The sequence below is a fragment of the Psychroserpens sp. genome, assembly GCF_034670085.1.
In the GTDB taxonomy this organism is placed as follows: domain Bacteria; phylum Bacteroidota; class Bacteroidia; order Flavobacteriales; family Flavobacteriaceae; genus Psychroserpens.
This window is the reverse complement of the sequence record NZ_JAXMOD010000008.1, coordinates 197652-216678: the sequence shown is the minus strand read 5'-3', so window position 1 is coordinate 216678 and position 19027 is coordinate 197652. Positions and strand designations below refer to the sequence as shown.

The 19027-nt window shown below is 32.4% G+C and carries 17 protein-coding genes and 1 other RNA gene; 5 read left to right on the top strand and 13 right to left on the bottom strand.

Features of this window, described 5'->3' with window-relative positions:
• Positions 1–140: 140 nt before the first annotated feature.
• The 5 genes from glgB to glgA form a co-directional block, all read right to left on the bottom strand.
• Positions 141–2051, bottom strand: coding sequence for a 1,4-alpha-glucan branching protein GlgB (gene glgB, locus VOI25_RS14120; protein ID WP_323789728.1), 1911 nt, complete (start codon positions 2049–2051; stop codon positions 141–143).
• Positions 2052–2054: 3 nt separating this feature from the next.
• Positions 2055–3686: a maltokinase N-terminal cap-like domain-containing protein gene (locus VOI25_RS14115; RefSeq protein ID WP_323789727.1), complete on the bottom strand. Its 1632-nt coding sequence runs from the start codon at positions 3684–3686 to the stop codon at positions 2055–2057.
• 3 nt (positions 3687–3689) lie between these two features.
• A complete protein-coding gene (locus VOI25_RS14110) occupies positions 3690–5627 on the bottom strand; it encodes an alpha-1,4-glucan--maltose-1-phosphate maltosyltransferase (RefSeq protein ID WP_323789726.1) in 1938 nt (645 codons plus the stop codon).
• A 129-nt stretch (positions 5628–5756) separates the two neighbouring features.
• On the bottom strand, positions 5757–7022 hold the full coding sequence (locus VOI25_RS14105) for a glucose-1-phosphate adenylyltransferase (RefSeq protein ID WP_323789725.1): 1266 nt from the start codon (positions 7020–7022) through the stop codon (positions 5757–5759).
• A 2-nt stretch (positions 7023–7024) separates the two neighbouring features.
• Positions 7025–8230, bottom strand: a complete 1206-nt coding sequence (gene glgA, locus VOI25_RS14100) for a glycogen synthase (RefSeq protein WP_323789724.1) — start codon at positions 8228–8230, stop codon at positions 7025–7027.
• 197 nt (positions 8231–8427) lie between these two features.
• On the opposite strand from glgA, the gene msrB reads away from it, so the two are divergent.
• The 3 genes from msrB (at position 8428) to lpdA (ending at position 11001) form a co-directional block, all read left to right on the top strand.
• Complete coding sequence (gene msrB / locus VOI25_RS14095; RefSeq protein WP_323789723.1) at positions 8428–8910, top strand: peptide-methionine (R)-S-oxide reductase MsrB; 483 nt, start codon at positions 8428–8430, stop codon at positions 8908–8910.
• 103 nt (positions 8911–9013) lie between these two features.
• Positions 9014–9568 carry a DUF1572 family protein gene (locus VOI25_RS14090; protein ID WP_323789722.1) on the top strand — a complete coding sequence of 185 codons (555 nt, stop codon included), beginning with the start codon at positions 9014–9016 and terminating at the stop codon, positions 9566–9568.
• 56 nt (positions 9569–9624) lie between these two features.
• Positions 9625–11001, top strand: coding sequence for a dihydrolipoyl dehydrogenase (gene lpdA, locus VOI25_RS14085; protein ID WP_323789721.1), 1377 nt, complete (start codon positions 9625–9627; stop codon positions 10999–11001).
• 76 nt (positions 11002–11077) lie between these two features.
• On the opposite strand, the gene aroQ is transcribed toward lpdA, so the two are convergent.
• The 4 genes from aroQ to VOI25_RS14065 form a co-directional block, all read right to left on the bottom strand.
• Positions 11078–11494, bottom strand: coding sequence for a type II 3-dehydroquinate dehydratase (aroQ, locus tag VOI25_RS14080; RefSeq protein WP_323789720.1), 417 nt, complete (start codon positions 11492–11494; stop codon positions 11078–11080).
• A gap of 77 nt (positions 11495–11571) precedes the next feature.
• The gene (locus tag VOI25_RS14075) at positions 11572–12252 is read right to left on the bottom strand and encodes a porin family protein (protein WP_323789719.1); all 681 of its coding nucleotides are present in this window, start codon (positions 12250–12252) and stop codon (positions 11572–11574) included.
• A 167-nt stretch (positions 12253–12419) separates the two neighbouring features.
• Positions 12420–13121: an outer membrane beta-barrel protein gene (locus VOI25_RS14070; protein WP_323789718.1), complete on the bottom strand. Its 702-nt coding sequence runs from the start codon at positions 13119–13121 to the stop codon at positions 12420–12422.
• A 140-nt stretch (positions 13122–13261) separates the two neighbouring features.
• Positions 13262–13915 (bottom strand): outer membrane beta-barrel protein, encoded by a 654-nt coding sequence (locus VOI25_RS14065; protein ID WP_323789717.1) that lies wholly within the window; start codon positions 13913–13915, stop codon positions 13262–13264.
• Between the two features lie 250 nt (positions 13916–14165).
• On the opposite strand from VOI25_RS14065, the gene xerA reads away from it, so the two are divergent.
• On the top strand, positions 14166–15074 hold the full coding sequence (xerA, locus tag VOI25_RS14060) for a site-specific tyrosine recombinase/integron integrase (protein ID WP_323789716.1): 909 nt from the start codon (positions 14166–14168) through the stop codon (positions 15072–15074).
• 61 nt (positions 15075–15135) lie between these two features.
• Complete coding sequence (locus tag VOI25_RS14055; protein WP_323789715.1) at positions 15136–16323, top strand: PAS domain-containing sensor histidine kinase; 1188 nt, start codon at positions 15136–15138, stop codon at positions 16321–16323.
• A 32-nt stretch (positions 16324–16355) separates the two neighbouring features.
• Here the strand turns inward: VOI25_RS14055 and rny are convergent, their stop codons facing one another.
• From rny to VOI25_RS14035, 4 genes are all read right to left on the bottom strand, one after another.
• Entirely contained in the window at positions 16356–17933 is a 1578-nt protein-coding gene (gene rny / locus VOI25_RS14050; protein ID WP_323789714.1) for a ribonuclease Y, read from the bottom strand.
• 104 nt (positions 17934–18037) lie between these two features.
• Positions 18038–18167: non-coding RNA, 6S RNA (gene ssrS, locus VOI25_RS14045), on the bottom strand.
• Between the two features lie 58 nt (positions 18168–18225).
• The gene (locus tag VOI25_RS14040) at positions 18226–18519 is read right to left on the bottom strand and encodes a cell division protein ZapA (RefSeq protein ID WP_040250558.1); all 294 of its coding nucleotides are present in this window, start codon (positions 18517–18519) and stop codon (positions 18226–18228) included.
• Between the two features lie 15 nt (positions 18520–18534).
• Positions 18535–18825, bottom strand: coding sequence for a hypothetical protein (locus VOI25_RS14035; RefSeq protein WP_323789713.1), 291 nt, complete (start codon positions 18823–18825; stop codon positions 18535–18537).
• Positions 18826–19027: the final 202 nt, after the last annotated feature.

The window sequence follows — 19027 nt, the reverse complement described above, 5'->3', positions numbered from 1 at the left end:
AAACGGAAAAGTTAGCACCTAAAAAAGAATGCTTTCGAGTAATTATAAGGAATTATTAACTACAACGATTTCGGCTATTTATTTTATCGAAAATAAGACTTTAGCTTCGTGAAATTGATAATTCGTTAAAAACTCTTCAACTATTTCATATACTTAAAAACCACAACACCTAGAGGTGGTATTTTAACACTTACTGAATGATCTCTAAAATGCCAAGGTTCATCTTTTGTAGCAACAGTCTTATTGGCATAAAGACCAGTTCCGTAATACTTTTTAAGGTCACTATTAAAAATTTCTTTAACCTTACCTGCTTTTGGCGCACCAATTTTGAAATTATCTTTAGGAATTGGTGTCATATTACAAACCACAATTATTGTGTCTTTTTTAAGTTCGCCATGCCTCATATAGACGAATGTAGAATTTTCGGCATCATTATAGTCTATCCATTCAAATCCATCTCCAGAAAATTGTTTTTGATGTAATGCAGGTTCTTTTCTATACAATGTATTTAACCCTTTTATTAATTCTTGAATTCCTTTATGAGGTTCATAATCTAACAGATGCCAATCTAAACTTTGTTCAAAATTCCATTCATTGCTCTGTGCAAATTCAGCACCTTGAAACAATAAATTCGTTCCAGGATGCGTAAACATGTAACTGTAAAGGGTTCGTAAATTTGCAAAACGCTGCCATTCATCTCCTGGCATTCGACCTAATATAGATTTTTTACCATATACGACTTCGTCATGACTTAACGGCAACATGAAATTTTCGGTAAACGCATAGGTCATACTGAATGTTAAATCATTTTGATGATATCTTCTATACACAGGTTCTTTTGCAAAATACTGAAGTGTGTCATGCATCCAACCCATCATCCATTTCATACCAAAACCTAATCCACCCATAAATGTTGGTTTTGACACCATTGGAAATGCTGTTGATTCTTCAGCAATAGTTTGAACATCAGGAAAACTTGAATACACAGCTTCATTCATTTCACGCATAAAAGCCATAGCTTCTAGGTTTTCTCTTCCGCCAAACATATTTGGTTCCCATTGACCATCTTCTCTAGAATAATCTAAAAATAACATAGATGCAACTGCATCAACACGTAAACCATCAGCATGGTATTGATCTAGCCAAAAAATTGCATTACTGATTAGAAAAGACTTGACTTCATTTCTTCCATAATTAAAGATTAAACTTTTCCAATCGTTATGATAGCCTTTTTTCGGATCTGGATGTTCGTATAAATTTGAACCATCAAAAAATCCTAAACCATGGGCATCTTCAGGAAAGTGAGAAGGCACCCAATCTAAAATAATTCCAATATCATTTTGGTGTAATTTATCTACAAGAAGTTTAAATTCCTCAGGATATCCAAAACGTGATGTTGGTGCAAAATAACCTGTTAATTGATAACCCCAACTTGGATCGTAAGGGAATTCCATTATGGGCATTAACTCCACATGTGTAAAGTTCATGTCCTTAACATAACTCACTAATTCATCGGCTAACTCAACATACGACATGAATCGATTGTCTTCTATTTGTTTCTTCCATGAGCCTAAATGGACTTCATAAACTGAAAAAGGCGCATCTAAAGCATTGTGCTTTTTGCGCTTTTTCATCCATTTGCTATCTTTCCAGCTGTAAGGTTCGTCCCAAACGATTGAAGCCGTTTTAGGAGGATGCTCACATCGTCTTGCATAAGGATCAGCTTTTTCGGTTTTTATATCATTATTGTTACTATGGATTTTGTATTTGTAAGTAGATCCTTTACCTGCACCAGGAATAAAACCTTCCCAAATGCCACTTGCATCCCATCTTACATTTAATGAATGAGCACCTTCAACCCAATAATTGAAATCACCCACTACTGAAACATGTTTAGCACTTGGAGCCCAAACCGCAAAGTATGTACCTTCTACTCCATCTAAAGTCATGATATGCGAACCAAATTTTTCGTATAATCGATAATGCTTTCCAGATTTGAATAGGTTTATATCAAATTCTGTGAATAGACTATGTGCTATTACTTCTGCCATAAATTAATTATTAATGATGTTAGATATTCCCTTTAAAGGAATAACAGCCCAACGCGGACGAGAATTAAGTTCATATCCTAATTCGTAAACTGCTTTTTCTAGCAGTGAATATTTTAATAAGAAAATACGTTCTTGATGATACCCAATATTGATGTTTGCATTTTGGATTTCAACGATATAAGTTCCTAAAAACACACCTTTTAAATATTGATATAACACTTCTCCAGCTTCAAATAATTCGGCTTGATCGTGTTTGTACAATTCGATATTATTAAATATAGTGGCATAAATAGCATAATGAAATGAACGAAACATACCAGCAACATCTTTTAAAGGTGGTTGTTTCACTTTTCTATCTCGAATAGTACTTTCTGGTTCACCTTCAAAATCTAGAATATAAAAATCATCATCCTTAACCAAAACTTGACCTAGATGATAATCGCCATGAACCCGTATGCGCTCACCTTTTAATTTTGTCCAATCAAAATTGACGAACTTTTTTCTAATTTCATTTTTGCGTTCAAGAAATTCATTTGCTAATTCTAAGGCTAACCCGTCGAGTTTATGCAAATTATTTTCAATGGCATTTAACCTATTCTGAAACTGATATAATAACCTGTTTTTCAACCACACTGTATAATCACCATTAAAATGCGTTGGTGTAAATGAGGTGTCTTCGAATTCACTTCCTAAAGCAATATGCATTTCTGCGGTTCGTTTAGCTAAGGTTTGAATCTTTAAAAATAAGTTGAGTCCAGCCCAATCTATAATTTGAGGAGGCACATCTGGAATATGCAAGCGACCATAATCTTCTGTTTTTGGAAGCTTCTTAATATTTATGTTTTTATATTCTAGGTTTGAAAAGACTTTATGCAATTCTTTAAGCATATAATCCCAAGCGTCACCTTGGTTTTGAACCATTTCTTGCATAAGTCCAATGGTAATATTTAAACCATCGCTATCCTTAATTTGTACACTTCCTAAATACGCAGGCGTATTTTTGAAATCTTTTTTATCAGACAGAAATCGGCTCATTTCATAATCTGGATTTCTATCGGCATAAATTCTTCTGAAAAACTTGAGCACAAACTTTTCATTATATACAATAGAAGTATTACTTTGTTCTAAACCCATAAAACGGGACGATTCATATTGACAATCTTTAAAAATATCGCTTTTCTGGTATCGCACTTTAGTTTTGTCTTTTGGAAGCGCATTTAAAATACGTTCGAATACTACTTTTCTAAACGCTTCTAAATTAATTGCATCTATAATAAAACCTTTCTGATTTTGAATGCTTATTGGAAGGATTCGGTTTTCTTTTGCAAAATTTTCGTCAGAAACAAATGCAATTGGAAGAAAGTAATGCTGATAGAATGCTTCGTCAAAGTTGACCTCTAGAATTAAGCCATAATATACTTCTTCTTTTTGCTGAATTCTAAAGTATTCTGCTAATTCAATGTATTTGAGTTTGCTCGCTTTTCCACCATACCAACGTTGCTTTTTGATATAGTCTTCTAAAATATCAGATAAAAAAATCTTTACAAAATCTTTATTTTCCAGCAATTCTTCCCATTTATCATTAAAATTGAAAGGTGGTTGTAAGCTTAAATTTTTTGTAGATTTCTTAGACATCTCTTACTTATTTATCTTAAAGATATGAAAAGGAAGTGCTGGATGCAACTCAACGAAGTTCCATTCTTGATGCCAATTATAACTACTTCCAGTAATCAAATCTTGCATATTTAACCTTTCCCCTTCGTGCACTCCTAAATCTTTAAGAGGCAATTGAACGGTGCCTTGTTGTTTATAATATGGGTCTAAACTAATGATTATTAAAAGTTCATTAGTTTTATCTTGATTCCATTTATAAAATGCCAAAAGATTATCATTTTCTATGTGACAAAACTTAATATTATTGGTTTGCTGTAAGGCTTCATTTTGATGTCTTACTTGGTTAATTTTTGAAATTAACATTGTAAGTTTATTTTCTTTAAACCAATCATAATGCTTTACTTCAAACTTTTCAGACATATAATATTCCTCTTTACCAGGAATCGCATCCGTTATCATTTGCTCGAAAACTGGACCATAAATACCAATACTCGAACTTAAGGTTCCTGCTAAGGCGTAACGCAATAAATGCATCGATTCATTAGCTCCTTGCAAATGATAAGGGTTAATATCTGGTGTATTTGGCCAGAAATTAGGTTGCATATACTCTCGTTGATTAGTTTGGGTCAACTCGGTCATATATTCAATAAATTCCTGTTTAGAATTTCTCCAAGTAAAATAGGTATATGACTGTGAATAGCCCTGTTTTGCCAATTGTTGCATTACTTTTGGTCTAGTAAATGCTTCAGCCAAAAAGATTACATCTGGATGTTTTTGTTTGACTTCAGAGATTAGCCAGTTCCAAAAATAATACGGTTTAGTATGTGGATTATCAACTCTAAAAACATGAACACCACAATCTATCCAATAGAGCATGGTATCAAGGCACTCTTTCCAAAGGTTTTTGTAATCTTTACTTTCCCAAAAAATTGGAAGAATATCTTGGTATTTTTTTGGTGGGTTTTCTGCATATTGAACTGTCCCATCTGGTCTCCATTTGAACCAATCTGGATGTGATGATACCCAAGGATGGTCTGGAGCAGCTTGCAAGGCATAATCCATGGCTATTTCAATATTTAAATCTTTTCCTTTCTTTACAAGTCTTTTAAAATCTGTAATAGTTCCTAATTGCGGATGAATAGATTTATGACCTCCATCTTTTGAACCAATTCCCCAAGCTGATCCAACATCAGCATCTTTAGCTTCTGTGGTGTTATTTTTTCCCTTTCTATTGACTTCTCCTATTGGATGAACAGGCGGAAAATACAAGGTGTCGAATCCCATTTGAGCAACTCTAGGCAGCAAACGTTCGCAATCTTTGAATGTGCCATGAACGCCTTCCTTTTCTGAAGTAGAGCGCGGAAAAAACTCGTACCAAGTGCTAAACCTAGCTTTAGGCCTATCAACATACACTTGTAAATCGCGAGTAGTATTTGCTAGAATTTTTTCAGGATATTTTACAAAAATGGAATGCAATTTTTCACTGGTTGCTTCCACAACAGCTTTATCATAATGCTTTTCATTTTCAAAAACTTCTATGCAGGTTTTAATGTAATCTTTTTCAGTTTTAGTCGCCTTTTTAAGAAGTGGTTTTAAATATAAAAAACCTTCCAAAAGTTCCGACTTTACAAGCTGGTTATCGTCTATTTTTCGTTCAATTCCATGTTGCCAATTAAGAGCGTAATCTACCCAAGCTTCAACTTTATATGTGTAAAACCCTTGTTTTTCAACAACAAATGAAGCTTTCCATTCATCATTTTCAATCAGTTGCATTCTCACCTCATTCCATGTTTTCGCTTTCTCGTGTTTGTAAAGCACTGAAGCTGCTATAATATCATGTCCATCAACCAAAACATGGGCATCGATATTTACAATTTCATTGACGACTCTTTTAATAAAAAATTCGCCTCCATTAATTTGTGGCGAAACATAATCGATGACTACTCGTTTTTGATTTTGCATTTTTACTGACTAATTAGGTATTAGAAATGTGAAATTAATAAAATTAGATACAAATTTCATTACTATAATAGGAATAAACATGTAATAATTTACTACAACGATTGAAAAGAAGAATCTTTTATAATTTTTCTAAATTATGGTCCCTTTTGGTATGACTGCATCTTTCTTGATCACTACAATTCCTTCTTTAATTAAATAGTTTTCGGTTTCGATATCTTCAAGATGTTTTCCTCCATTTATTCTCACATCATCTCCTATTCTGCAGTTTTTATCTAGAATAACGTTTTTTATAAAGCAACGCTCTCCTATTCCCATAAATACTTTAATTTTTTGATTTTGAACTTCCTCTAAAGATTCATAATAGTCATTACCCATCATGTAACAATTTATGACTGTTGATTCTGTCCCAATTCTGGAACGAATACCAATTACAGAACGTTCAATTTTAGCCGCATGAATTAGACAACCATCCGCAATTACAGTTCTATCTAAAAGGGTTCCTGAGATTTTTGAAGTTGGTAATATTCGTGCATTGGTATAAACACGCTTATGATTATCATACAGGTTAAATTGTGGAATATCGTCGGTCAATCCTAAATTGGCTTCAAAGAAAGAATCAATGTTTCCAATGTCTGTCCAATAACCTTCATATTGATAACTTAACGTTTTATGTTTTTTAATTGCTCCTGGAATAATCTCTTTACCGAAATCTACAGTACCAGGTTGCTTCATTAGTTCAACTAATAAGTCTTTATTAAAAATATAAATACCCATAGACGCCAAATAATGTCGTCCTTCACTTTTCATCTCATCACTTACTTGAGATGTCCAATCTGGTAGTAATGAAGCATCAGGTTTTTCAATAAAAGATTGGATAATATTGTCATCATCGGTTTTTAAAATCCCAAATGACGTTGCATCTTTTGCATCAACAGGATATGTTGCAATAGATATTTCTGCTCCACTGGCTTCATGAGCTTCAATCATATCATTAAAATCCATTTGATACAATTGATCTCCAGAGAGAATTAAAGCATATTCAAAATCATGAGACAAAAAATGATGCATACTTTGCCTTACAGCATCTGCAGTTCCTTGGAACCACTCTCCACTATTTATGGTTTGTTCAGCCGCTAAAACATCTACAAAAGCCGAACTAAAAAAACTAAAATGATAAGTGTTTTTTATATGCTTATTTAATGAGGCAGAGTTAAACTGAGTTAAAACAAACATTCGTTTAATATTTGAATTAATACAGTTTGAAATTGGAATATCTACCAATCTATATTTACCCGCAATTGGTACGGCTGGTTTAGATCTGTTTTCTGTTAAAGGGTATAGTCTTGAGCCTTGACCACCTCCCAAAATAATACTTAAAACCTTGTCGTTTATCATTTCTACTTTATTAAATTTTTATAAATCGATTCTGTTTGTTTTGCGATGGCTGTCCAATCGAAAAACGCTTCAACACGTGCTCGTCCATTTTTTGCCATTTTATCTCGTAATTCTTTATTGGCAATTACTGTATTGACACCTTCAGCTAAATCTCTTGAAAACTGATCTGGATTTACAGGCTCAAAAGGTGCAGAATTTTGTTGTTCAAGAGGTATTAATAATCCCGTTTCACCTTCTACTACAACTTCTTTAATTCCTCCAACTGCACTTGCTACAACTGCAGTTTGACAAGCCATAGCTTCGATATTTATGATTCCAAAAGGTTCATAAATTGAAGGACAACAAAAGACATCTGCATGAGAATATAATTGAATAATAGATTTTTTATCTAACATTTTATCAATCCATACAATATTACCCCTAGTTTTAGACGCCTCTTTTACACTAGCTTCCATTTCTTTACCAATTTCTGGTGTATCTGGAGCTCCAGCACATAATACTATTTGAGTGTCTTTATGAATATATTTTATGGCATTAACCAAATGTATGATGCCCTTTTGCCTAGTAATTCTACCAACAAACAGAACATAGGGCTTTGTTTTGTCAATCCCATATTCATCTAGAACTGAGGTTTCATTTACTACAACATATTCCTTTAAGTCTATCCCGTTATAAACGACTTCTATTTTACGTTCATCAACATCAAAATGTTTTAATACATCTTCTTTTGTTTCTTCCGAAACTGCTATTAAAACATCTGCCATTTCTATGGCTGTTTTTTCTATCCATGATGAGGCATCATAACCTCGTCCTAATTGTTCTCGTTTCCAAGGCCTTAAAGGCTCAAGAGAATGCGTTGTGATAACCAAAGGGATGCCGTAACATAGTTTTGCCATTATCCCAGCAAAATGAGAATACCAAGTATGACAATGCACAATGTCTGCATCGATATTTTCAGCATTCATGTGCAAGCCTGTACTTAAGGTTTGAAATATCGCTTTTAACTTATCATTTGAATCTTCAAAAAGTGGGTTATCATAAGGGTATCCCTTTACCTTCAAACTTCCTTTAGTCAAATCTTGATCGCCAAAGGCTCTAACTTCAATCTCCATTAATTTCGACAATTCGGATGCTAAATATTCTACATGCACACCAGCACCTCCATAAACATACGGTGGAAACTCTCTGGTTAAAAATAATGCTTTCATTAAGGCTTTTTTGTAAGTTATTAATTAAGTTAAAGACCAATAGTAAAATTATAATATAGAATTTAAAGTTAACAATTAATTAGACAAAGACAGCTATGATTTACATAATGTTAACCTAATAAAATTACTAAACCGTTTTCGTAATGGATTAATATTCCTTTCGACTTATAAAAAGTAAAAAACACTAAATTTATAACATGAAAAAAATAATATCAGTATTGGTTTTAAGCCTTTTTTTTAGCTGCAATGGTTCTGCGCAAAAAAAAGAAGCAAAAGAGAAAGAAACATTTAAAGTAGTAAAAACAGAAGCCGAATGGAAAAAAGAACTTTCTGAACAAGAATATTACGTGTTAAGACAAGCAGGTACTGAACGTCCATTTTCAAGTCCACTTAATAAAGAATATAGAAAAGGAACATTTCACTGTGCAGCATGTGATACACCATTATTTAAAAGTGAACATAAATTTGATTCAGGTACTGGATGGCCAAGTTTTGATCGAGAAATTGAAGGCAATGTAGCTTACGGAACAGACAACAATTTAGGCTATAGTAGAAACGAAGAACATTGTGCAACTTGCGGTGGACATTTAGGACATGTTTTCAATGATGGTCCAAGAAACACAACTGGAAAAAGGCATTGTATTAATGGCGTTGCATTAAAGTTTGTACCTGTGAATTAAAACCTGAAGATATTCTATATATAGCGATATAAAATCTAACTATGGTAAATCATAGCTTTTAAGATTTTGTATCGCTATTTTTATTTCACTTAAATTAGATATTATGGACCATTCTTATGTAACGAGTATCATAAAACAATTTGAATATTACAAATCATTAGGAGATAAAACCATAAATCAATTATCGATAGAGGAACTCAAACAAGAATTTATTGCTGAATCTAACTCTATTTCGATAATTGTAAAGCATATTGTTGGCAATATGTTGAGTCGATGGATCAATTTTTTAACAGAAGATGGCGAAAAAGAATGGAGAGATCGAGATAATGAATTTAAAGACACATTTAAATCTAAAGAAGAGGTACTAAACTACTGGAATAAAGGATGGAATTGTTTATTTGAAGCCATAAAACCTTTAACTCATAAAGATCTTGAACGAATTATTTATATACGAAACCAAGGTCATACCGTCACTGAAGCTATAAATAGACAATTAGCGCATTACTCCTATCACATTGGTCAACTTGTTTTTTTAGGAAAGCTACTAAAAGGAAACGATTGGGTTTCTTTATCAATTCCCAAAGGAAAATCGAGTTCGTATAACCAAGAAAAATTCAGCAAAGAAAAAGGACGTAGACATTTTACAGATGACCTTTAATATTACAATTTGGTTTTGTAACTTCGTAACCTTAAAAATTAGACAAAAATAGACTCATGAGTAAATACGATGTTATAGTACTTGGAAGTGGTCCTGGAGGCTACGTAACTGCAATTAGAGCTTCTCAATTAGGCTTAAAGACTGCTGTTGTAGAAAAAGAAAGCTTAGGCGGAGTTTGCCTAAATTGGGGTTGTATTCCAACAAAAGCTTTGTTGAAGTCTGCTCAAGTTTTTGAATATTTAAAACACGCAGAAGATTACGGACTAAAAGTAAAGGATGCTCAACATGATTTTGACGCTGTTGTAAAACGAAGTCGTGGTGTTGCAGATGGTATGAGTAAAGGCGTTCAGTTTTTAATGAAAAAGAACAAGATTGATGTCATTGAAGGTTTCGGTACACTTAAAACTGGTAAAAAAGTTGAAGTTGATGGGAAAGAATATAGTGCAGATCATATTATTATAGCAACTGGAGCTCGTTCTCGTGAATTGCCTAGTTTGCCTCAAGACGGTAAAAAAGTAATAGGATATAGAGAAGCAATGACCTTACCAAGCCAACCAAAAAAGATGATTGTTGTTGGTTCTGGAGCCATTGGTGTAGAATTTGCTTATTTCTATAACTCTATGGGAACCGAAGTAACCATTGTTGAATATTTACCTAATATTGTTCCTGTTGAAGATGAAGATGTTTCTAAGCAATTAGAGCGTTCGTTTAAGAAAAGTGGTATTAAAATTATGACCTCTTCTGAAGTCACTAAAGTGGATACGTCTGGAAAAGGTGTTAAAGCGACAGTTAAAACTAAAAAAGGAGAAGAAGTTCTTGAAGCAGATTTAGTATTATCTGCAGTGGGAATTAAATCTAATATTGAAAATATAGGATTAGAAAATGTAGGAATTGCTGTTGATAGAGATAAAATCTTAGTCAACGATTATTACCAAACTAATATTCCTGGATATTATGCCATTGGAGATGTTACTCCTGGACAAGCCTTAGCTCATGTCGCTTCTGCGGAAGGCATTTTGTGTGTAGAAAAAATTGCTGGACAACATGTTGAAGCTTTAGACTACGGAAACATTCCTGGTTGTACATACTGCTCACCTGAAATTGCAAGCGTTGGTTTAACCGAAAAGCAAGCTAAAGATCAAGGTATCGATATTAAAGTTGGAAAATTCCCGTTCTCTGCTTCTGGTAAAGCAAGTGCTTCCGGAGCTAAAGATGGTTTTGTAAAAGTGATTTTTGATGCTAAATATGGCGAATGGTTAGGATGCCACATGATTGGCGCAGGAGTTACTGATATGATTGCTGAAGCCGTTTTAGGTAGAAAACTGGAAACTACAGGTCATGAAGTCTTGAAGGCCGTACATCCTCACCCAACCATGAGTGAAGCGGTTATGGAAGCTGTAGCGGATGCTTATGGTGAAGTAATTCATTTATAATTTAGACACAATAGCATAAAAAATTAATTTAAATAAAAAAGCTCCAGTAGTACTGGAGCTTTTTTATTTGTGAAATTTATAAGAAACTTTGAATAGCCAATTCATAACTTTGTAAACCAAATCCTAAAATGACGCCCTTAGCATTTGAAGAGATGTATGACTTATGTCTAAACTCTTCTCTAGAGAAGGTATTAGATATGTGAACTTCAATTACAGGTGTCTCAATTGCTTTAACGGCATCTCCAATACCAATTGATGTATGTGTATAGGCAGCAGCATTTAAAATAATGCCATCATAACTATAACCAACCTCCTGAATCTTATCTATCAACTCTCCTTCTATATTAGATTGATAATGTTCTAGTTCTATATTAGGATACTTATTACTAATAGAATCGAAAAATTCGGTAAACGATAAATCCCCATAAATATTAGTTTCTCGTTTACCCAATAAATTTATGTTAGGTCCATTGATTATAATTAGTTTCTTCATATAGTAAAGATATTAAAATTTGGGTATAAAAAAACCGAAGCAAATTGCTTCGGTTTTTTATTTAAACTAATTTATCCTTATTGAAAAAAATATCCAACAGAGACCTGAATTACACTATTTTTATATGATGAATTACCTAAGTATTCAGTATCATCATTAGCGTCTGTTAAACCAAGGTTATATCGAGCACCAAAGTTTAAACCATTGTCCAATTTATAACCAACTCCAAAGTTAACTCCAAAGTCGATATCTTTAATACTATGCTTAATATCCTCTTCACCTGATTCAGAATCTGTAAAAGACCCTTCTGTATACATTTCTGTATACGTATAACTATAGTCATTTTTGGCAGATAATAACAATCCAATCTGTGGTCCTGCCTCAATGCTGAAACCTTCGGCTACGTAATATTTTGCCATTAATGGAACGTTTAAATAACCGAGTTTAATATCCCCTTTAGCCGATTCTGTAAAGGTAAACCCATCGACAGACTCAGAAGTTATATCCTCATAAGCCGATCCTTGGTCAGAGTACAAAAGTTCTGGTTGAAAAGAGAATTTTTCAGAAATTGGAATTTCAACTACGGCACCAAAGTGAAAAGATGTTCGTCCATCAAAACTATCGGCTTCGTCTCCTGTAATATCAGCGAAGTTAACACCTGCTTTTGCTCCAAAAATTAACGTCTTATCAGCACCTTGTGCATTTAATATGCCAACTCCAAATACTGAAATCATAATACATGTTAGTAATTTTTTCATAATTTATAGTTTTATTGTTAAATTAACTTAGTCACAAAACTAGGACTGAAAAAACGCTTAAAAAATGACCTGTATCAGTTTTGAAAGATTTGTTAGGTGTCGTTGAACTTTTAAAACAAAAAAAGCCGAAGCATAATGCTTCGGCTTTTAATCTGTAACAGTTCTATTTAGAACTTATATGTCAAACCAAACTGTGCAGTTTGGAAAAAGTTATTAAATACATTCAAGTTACCGTTAAAGCTTGAAACTTTCACTTCCTCACCTGTTGTGCTTAAGTTATCTTTTTCAGTACCTGAGTTGTAAGATAAGATGTCAGATAAAGCAAAGTTAATCGCGAAACATTCAGTAATAAAGTAGTTGATTCCTAATCCAACACCAGCTCCTAAACCACTAAATTCAGTATCACTTAATAAAGTTGTAGCACCAGTTTGGCTTATTTCATTTTTAGAAGAACCAAAACCTACACCAAATTCACCGTAAGTTTTAAAACGCTTTCCTAGATCTAGGAAGTAGTAACGTGCAAATACACCTGCACCAAAAGCATTTCCTTTATCTTCAGTAACGCTATTTGTTGTACCGAAAGCAGTTTGTTCGATTGTAGAACTTCCAACGCTCAATGCTAAACCAATTGCAAGATTTTCATTAATGAAATATCCAGCTTTTGGGTTAAAGCTAACAGATGATGTTCTTTCTTCATATACATCTCCACTGTTATTAGATCCAGTTTCTTTAGCAGAAGAGAATCCTAAGTTACCTTCTACAATAATGTTTCCTTTTTCAAAACCAAATGATTGTTCTCCTTCTTCTTGAGCATTAACATTTGATAGGCCAAATACTGCTACTGCAGCAAATAATAATAAATTTTTCATAATAGATTTAAGTTTAAATTTTAAATTGTCGGCAAAAGTATGTTATGACTTATTACTGTGCAAGAAAAATCGTATAAAATATAAGCACAAAAAAAAGGGTAGCAAAATGCTACCCTTTTTTTTATATAAGAAAACTGAAATTAGTCAATCTTTATTGATAAACCAGCCATAAATGAAATACCACCTACACCTCTTTTTACATTAGTAGTTTCAGTATCAACACCATCAGAGTATGTGTAATCTCCCGAAAGAGAAGCTCTGTCATAACCTAATTGTACTAGGCCACCAACATTACCCCAAATGTAGTAATTCAAACCTACATTTAAACCGTAAGTTAAACCAGAAGCTTTAAACTCATCAGTTGATATATCAAATCCACCAAATTTATCATTAGCAAATCCAAAACCTAAATTAGCTCCACCATACACATTTAAATCGTCATTATTAACGAAGTAGTATCTACCTTGTGCACTAACGTTAGTCATTGACATTGTTGTAGCTCCGATATCAAAACTATCCATTAAGTTATCAACCGTTAAAAGGTATGATCCAGTTGATAATCCTAAACCAACACTCATGTTCTCGTTTAAACCATAATGAACATTAAGTGCGTAAGTTCCAGATGCAAAACTATAATCTTGATCTTCACACCCTTCACAATCTGGTTTATCAGTTACGCTTCCAGCAAAAGTGAAACCACCTAATAAGTTAATGTGAATTGTTCCTTCGTTATTAGATTGGGCAAAACCTAATGAACTTGCCGCTAAAGCAACGACTACTAGTAATTTTTTCATAATTTATAAGTTTTTAAAATTGATTAGTACAAACTAAATACTTTTTTTTGAAATAATAAACAATATTTATTGACTTATTAACAATTTTGTAAACACGTGATTTTAAATACATGATAATGAGGAAATTACAAAATAGTTTATTAACAAAATAAATAATAAATACGACAAATGACGTATAAATACAGACCAAAAAACCCTATTTTTACTATTATTTACAATAATTTAACGTGAATTATAGAGAAAAAACGCTATGAAATGGCAAAACGCTATTAAAGATTACAAACATTACCTAAAAATAGAGCGTGGTTTATCACAAAACTCTATTGATGGGTATGTGCGTGATGTTCAAAAATTAGTTGTGTATCTAGCAGAACACAGTTTAACTGTTTCTCCAATAAAAATTGATAAAAACACTATTCAGTCTTTTGTTTATGATGTTTCTAAAAGCATTAATGCAAGATCACAATCACGATTAATATCAGGATTACGAAGTTTTTTTTCTTATTTAGTCTTTGAAGATTATAGACAAACGAATCCTTTGGATCATATTGAATCACCAAAAACAGGTAGAAAGCTTCCAGACACACTTAGTATAGAAGAGATTGATTCGTTAATACAGGCTATAGATTTATCTAAAAGTTACAATACTATATATATAGGAGAAAGAAATAGAGCCATTTTAGAAACCTTATATAGTTGCGGACTTCGGGTAAGTGAACTAATTAATTTAAAAATATCTGATCTATTTTTTGAAGAAGGCTTTATTAAAGTGACTGGTAAAGGAGATAAGCAACGTTTTGTTCCTATAGGATTGAATACTCAAAACTATATCAATATATGGAAACAAGAACGAACAAAAATTAATGTTATACAAGAATACAAAGACACCTTATTCTTAAATCATAGAGGTGCTCAATTAACTAGAGCTATGATTTTTACCATAATAAAAGATCTAGCTAAAACTATCAACCTGAATAAAGTTATTTCACCTCATACATTTAGGCATTCATTTGCAACCCATTTGTTAGAAAACGGTGCAGACTTAAGAGCTATTCAACTTATGCTAGGACATGAAAGTATTACAACTACAGAAATCTATATGCATGTTGATCGTTCTCACCTTAAAGACATCTTATTACAACATCACCCACGAAATTAAATTTTTGTCAGATTATGGTGACATTTTTCTTTTTTTAGTGTCTTAATAAAAAAGGAGCACCATGAAAAGATTAGTCAAAAAACTAACTTATTCAAAATCAAAAAACCCAGACCTTTCACTTGAGAACAACTTAGATTTAGATGAGTTCAAATGGCAGATAGCATTAGAGAACTCTAATGTTGGACTATGGGACTGGAATGCAGCAACTAATGATGTTTTTTATTCGAGTAAATCAAAACAGCTAATTGGCTATAAAGATTCAGAAATAAAAAACTCAGACATAAAATGGGATCAACGAATTCATCCAGAAGATAGAGACGCTTATTTCAAAGCTTACAATTCACATATAAACAATGACATAGATCATTTTAAAAACGAACATCGTATTCGTTGTAAAGATGGCTCCTACAAATGGATTTTAGATCGTGGCAAAATTGTACTCAGAGATGAAAATGATAAACCATTAAGAATTATTGGGACTCATGCTGATATATCTCAAAAAAAGAAAAATGAAGAATTACTAAATAAAAATTTAGAACTCATCACTAATCAAAATAAGCGACTTCATAATTTTACTCATATAGTATCTCATAATTTAAAAACTCACATTGGTAATTTTAAAAATATATTAGAATTCTATGACGATGCTTCTAATGAGCATGAAAAAGCAGAATTGGTTGAACATTTAAAAACTATTTCTGGAGCATTAACCAACACCATTGTTGATTTAAATGATATCATAAACATTAAGTCCAAATCTAATATTGATCAAATAAATGAAACAATAAACATTTATTCCTGTGCAAATAAGATTATAAAAAGCCTAGAATTAGAAAGTCAACAAAAAGGAATACAGATTCATAATGCTATTAGAGAGATTGATCAATTAAAAACAAATGTGTCTTATTTTGAAAGCATTCTACATAACTTAATTTCAAATGGAATTAAATATAGCGATCCCAAACGAAATTCTAAAATTATGCTTCAAACCATTCATACGAATAAAGAGATTAAAATCTTGATTTCGGATAATGGTATTGGGATTGACATTGAAAAATATAAAGATCAATTATTTGAAATATACCAAACGTTTCATGGCACTAATAGAGAAGATTCTAGAGGTATTGGTTTATACATTACTAAAACTCAAGTTGAAGCTCTTGGTGGACAAATAGAATTAAGTAGTAAACTCAATGAAGGCTCTACTTTTACATTAGCATTTAAAAAACAAAAGCATTCTAAAATTTAGAATGCTTTAATAAAACTATATGTTGTGAGTTTCTACTTGGCAATATTAACAGCTCTTGTTTCTCTAATTACAGTCACTTTAACTTGTCCTGGATAGGTCATATCTGTTTGGATTTTTTGAGAAATTTCAAACGATAAGTTAGCTGCTTGTTCATCTGTTACTTTTTCGCTTTCAACCATCACACGTAATTCTCTACCTGCTTGAATTGCATAAGCTTTATTTACGCCAGTAAATCCAAAGGCTACATCTTCTAAATCTTTTAAACGTTGGATGTAAGAATCTAATACTTGTCGTCTTGCGCCTGGACGTGCACCAGAAATTGCATCACAAACCTGAACAATTGGAGATAACAATGTAGTCATCTCAATTTCGTCGTGGTGAGCTCCAATAGCATTACAAACTTCAGCTTTTTCACCATGCTTTTCAGCCCATTGCATTCCTAAGATTGCGTGCGGTGTTTCCATATCTGCTTCCGAAGATGGTACTTTACCAATATCATGTAATAAACCAGCTCGTTTTGCCAGTTTTGGATTTAATCCTAATTCTGCAGCCATTACACCACACAATTTTGCAACTTCACGTGAATGCTGTAAAAGGTTTTGACCGTAAGACGAACGGTATTTCATTCGACCTACTAACTTTATAAGTTCTGGATGCAAACCATGAATTCCTAAATCAATTACAGTACGTTTACCTACTTCAATGATTTCTTGTTCAATTTGTTTTTCTGTTTTCTTAACGATTTCTTCAATTCGAGCTGGATGAATTCTTCCATCGGTCACTAATTTATGTAATGACAAGCGCGCAATTTCTCTTCTTACGGAATCAAAACAAGATAAAATTATTGCTTCAGGTGTATCATCAACAATAATCTCAACTCCTGTTGCAGCTTCAATTGCTCTAATGTTTCGCCCTTCTCTACCAATTATTCGACCTTTAACATCATCAGATTCAATATTAAAAACAGACACACAATTATCTATTGCTTCTTCTGTTCCTATGCGTTGAATAGAATTAATAATAATTTTCTTAGCCTCTTGTTGTGCAGTAAGTTTAGCTTCTTCAAGAGTATCTTGCAAATAACTCATGGCATCAGTTTTTGCTTCACTCTTAAGCGATTCTACTAATTGTGATTTCGCATCTTCAGCAGATAATCCAGAAATAACTTCTAATTGTTTAATCTGACTCTTGTGTGCTTTTTCCACTTCATCCTTTTTCTTTTCAAGGAATTCAAGTCTGAAATCATAATCCTTAATTTTATCTTCGAGACTTTGACTAGACTTTTTAGCTTTAGCTAATTCACTAGAGATTTGAGACTCTTTATCTCTTGTACGTTTTTCGGCTTCAGCCATTTTTTTATCACGAGAAAGTATTACTTTTTCATGTTCTGATTTAAGCTCAATAAATTTTTCTTTCGCCTGAAGCATTTTGTCTTTTTTAATAGACTCACCTTCATTATTAGCTTGCTTTAAAATTGAATTTGCTTCGTTTTTAGCGTCTTTAATCAGTTTTGAAGCATTGTTCTTTTCAAGAGACTTTGCAATAATATATCCTAGTACTATTCCTAATACTACTCCTCCAACAATCATTAAAATTGTGTTCGTATCCATGTTTTAATTAGTTTAAAATGTTTTTGATCATATCAAAATTTCTCAAATCAACTACTATTGAATTGAGTTCAAAAAAAAGCCTACATCAGTTTCAGATTTTGTATAAACTCCTTAAAAACAAGTTTAGGGCTAACAAACTGATCAAAAATCTGCCCAAAATACTGAAACAAGTTCAGTACTAGCAGCTCGATTTTACAGTTTAAACTCACCCTTTTTAAAGAATTAACGTTGAGTTTATCAAAAATAAAATAACTAATGTAGGCAGTAACCTAATGTTGTATTTAAAAGAACGTTAAGCACTTAAATGTTCGTGTAATAATTGATTTAAAGCATTTAACTTTGTTTCAACTTCTTCACTTACTTCTGCTTTATCTATTGTCTTCTGTTCTACTTGAGAAGCAAATTGTAGAGCACACATGGCTAATACATCTTGCTTATCTCGAACAGAATAATTTTGTTCAAACTGGCTTATCATGGCTTCAATTTTCTTAGCTGCTTTACGTAATCCTTCCTCTTGACTAGGTGCAATAGTTAAAGGATATACTCGGTTTGCTATAGATAGCTTTATTTTAAGCTGTTCTGCCATTAAATTTTGTTTACATTATTCAGATAATTGTGCAATACAATGATCAATATCTCTAATTAATGTATTTATTTTAAGCTTAGTTTCTCTATTATTCTCGTCACTGCCCAATAATGAATTTGCCATTTTGAGTGCTTCATACTTATCAGCCCAAGAACTAATTTCTTCTTGTTGACTCATATTTTTTTTCTGTTGAATTGCTAACTCCTCCGAGATTTTAACGTTGGTTTGCTTCAAAACTTCTAGTTTGTGCAAAACTTTGCTGATTTTATTCTCTAACGAGTCTACAATATCTTCAATTTTACTCATTTACAAAATTCAATACTGATGTAACAAAGTTAACATACCAAATGAAAAATAGCAATAGTTTTAGAATAAATTTTGAATTTATATCTTAACATCAGTCATACAGTAGCTTAGCGATTAATTTAATTTTTAGAGTTACTTGCTTTTTGAAGTTTAACTTTATTATTTTTGAATCTTAGCAACACAAATTATTATTTTAATCTAT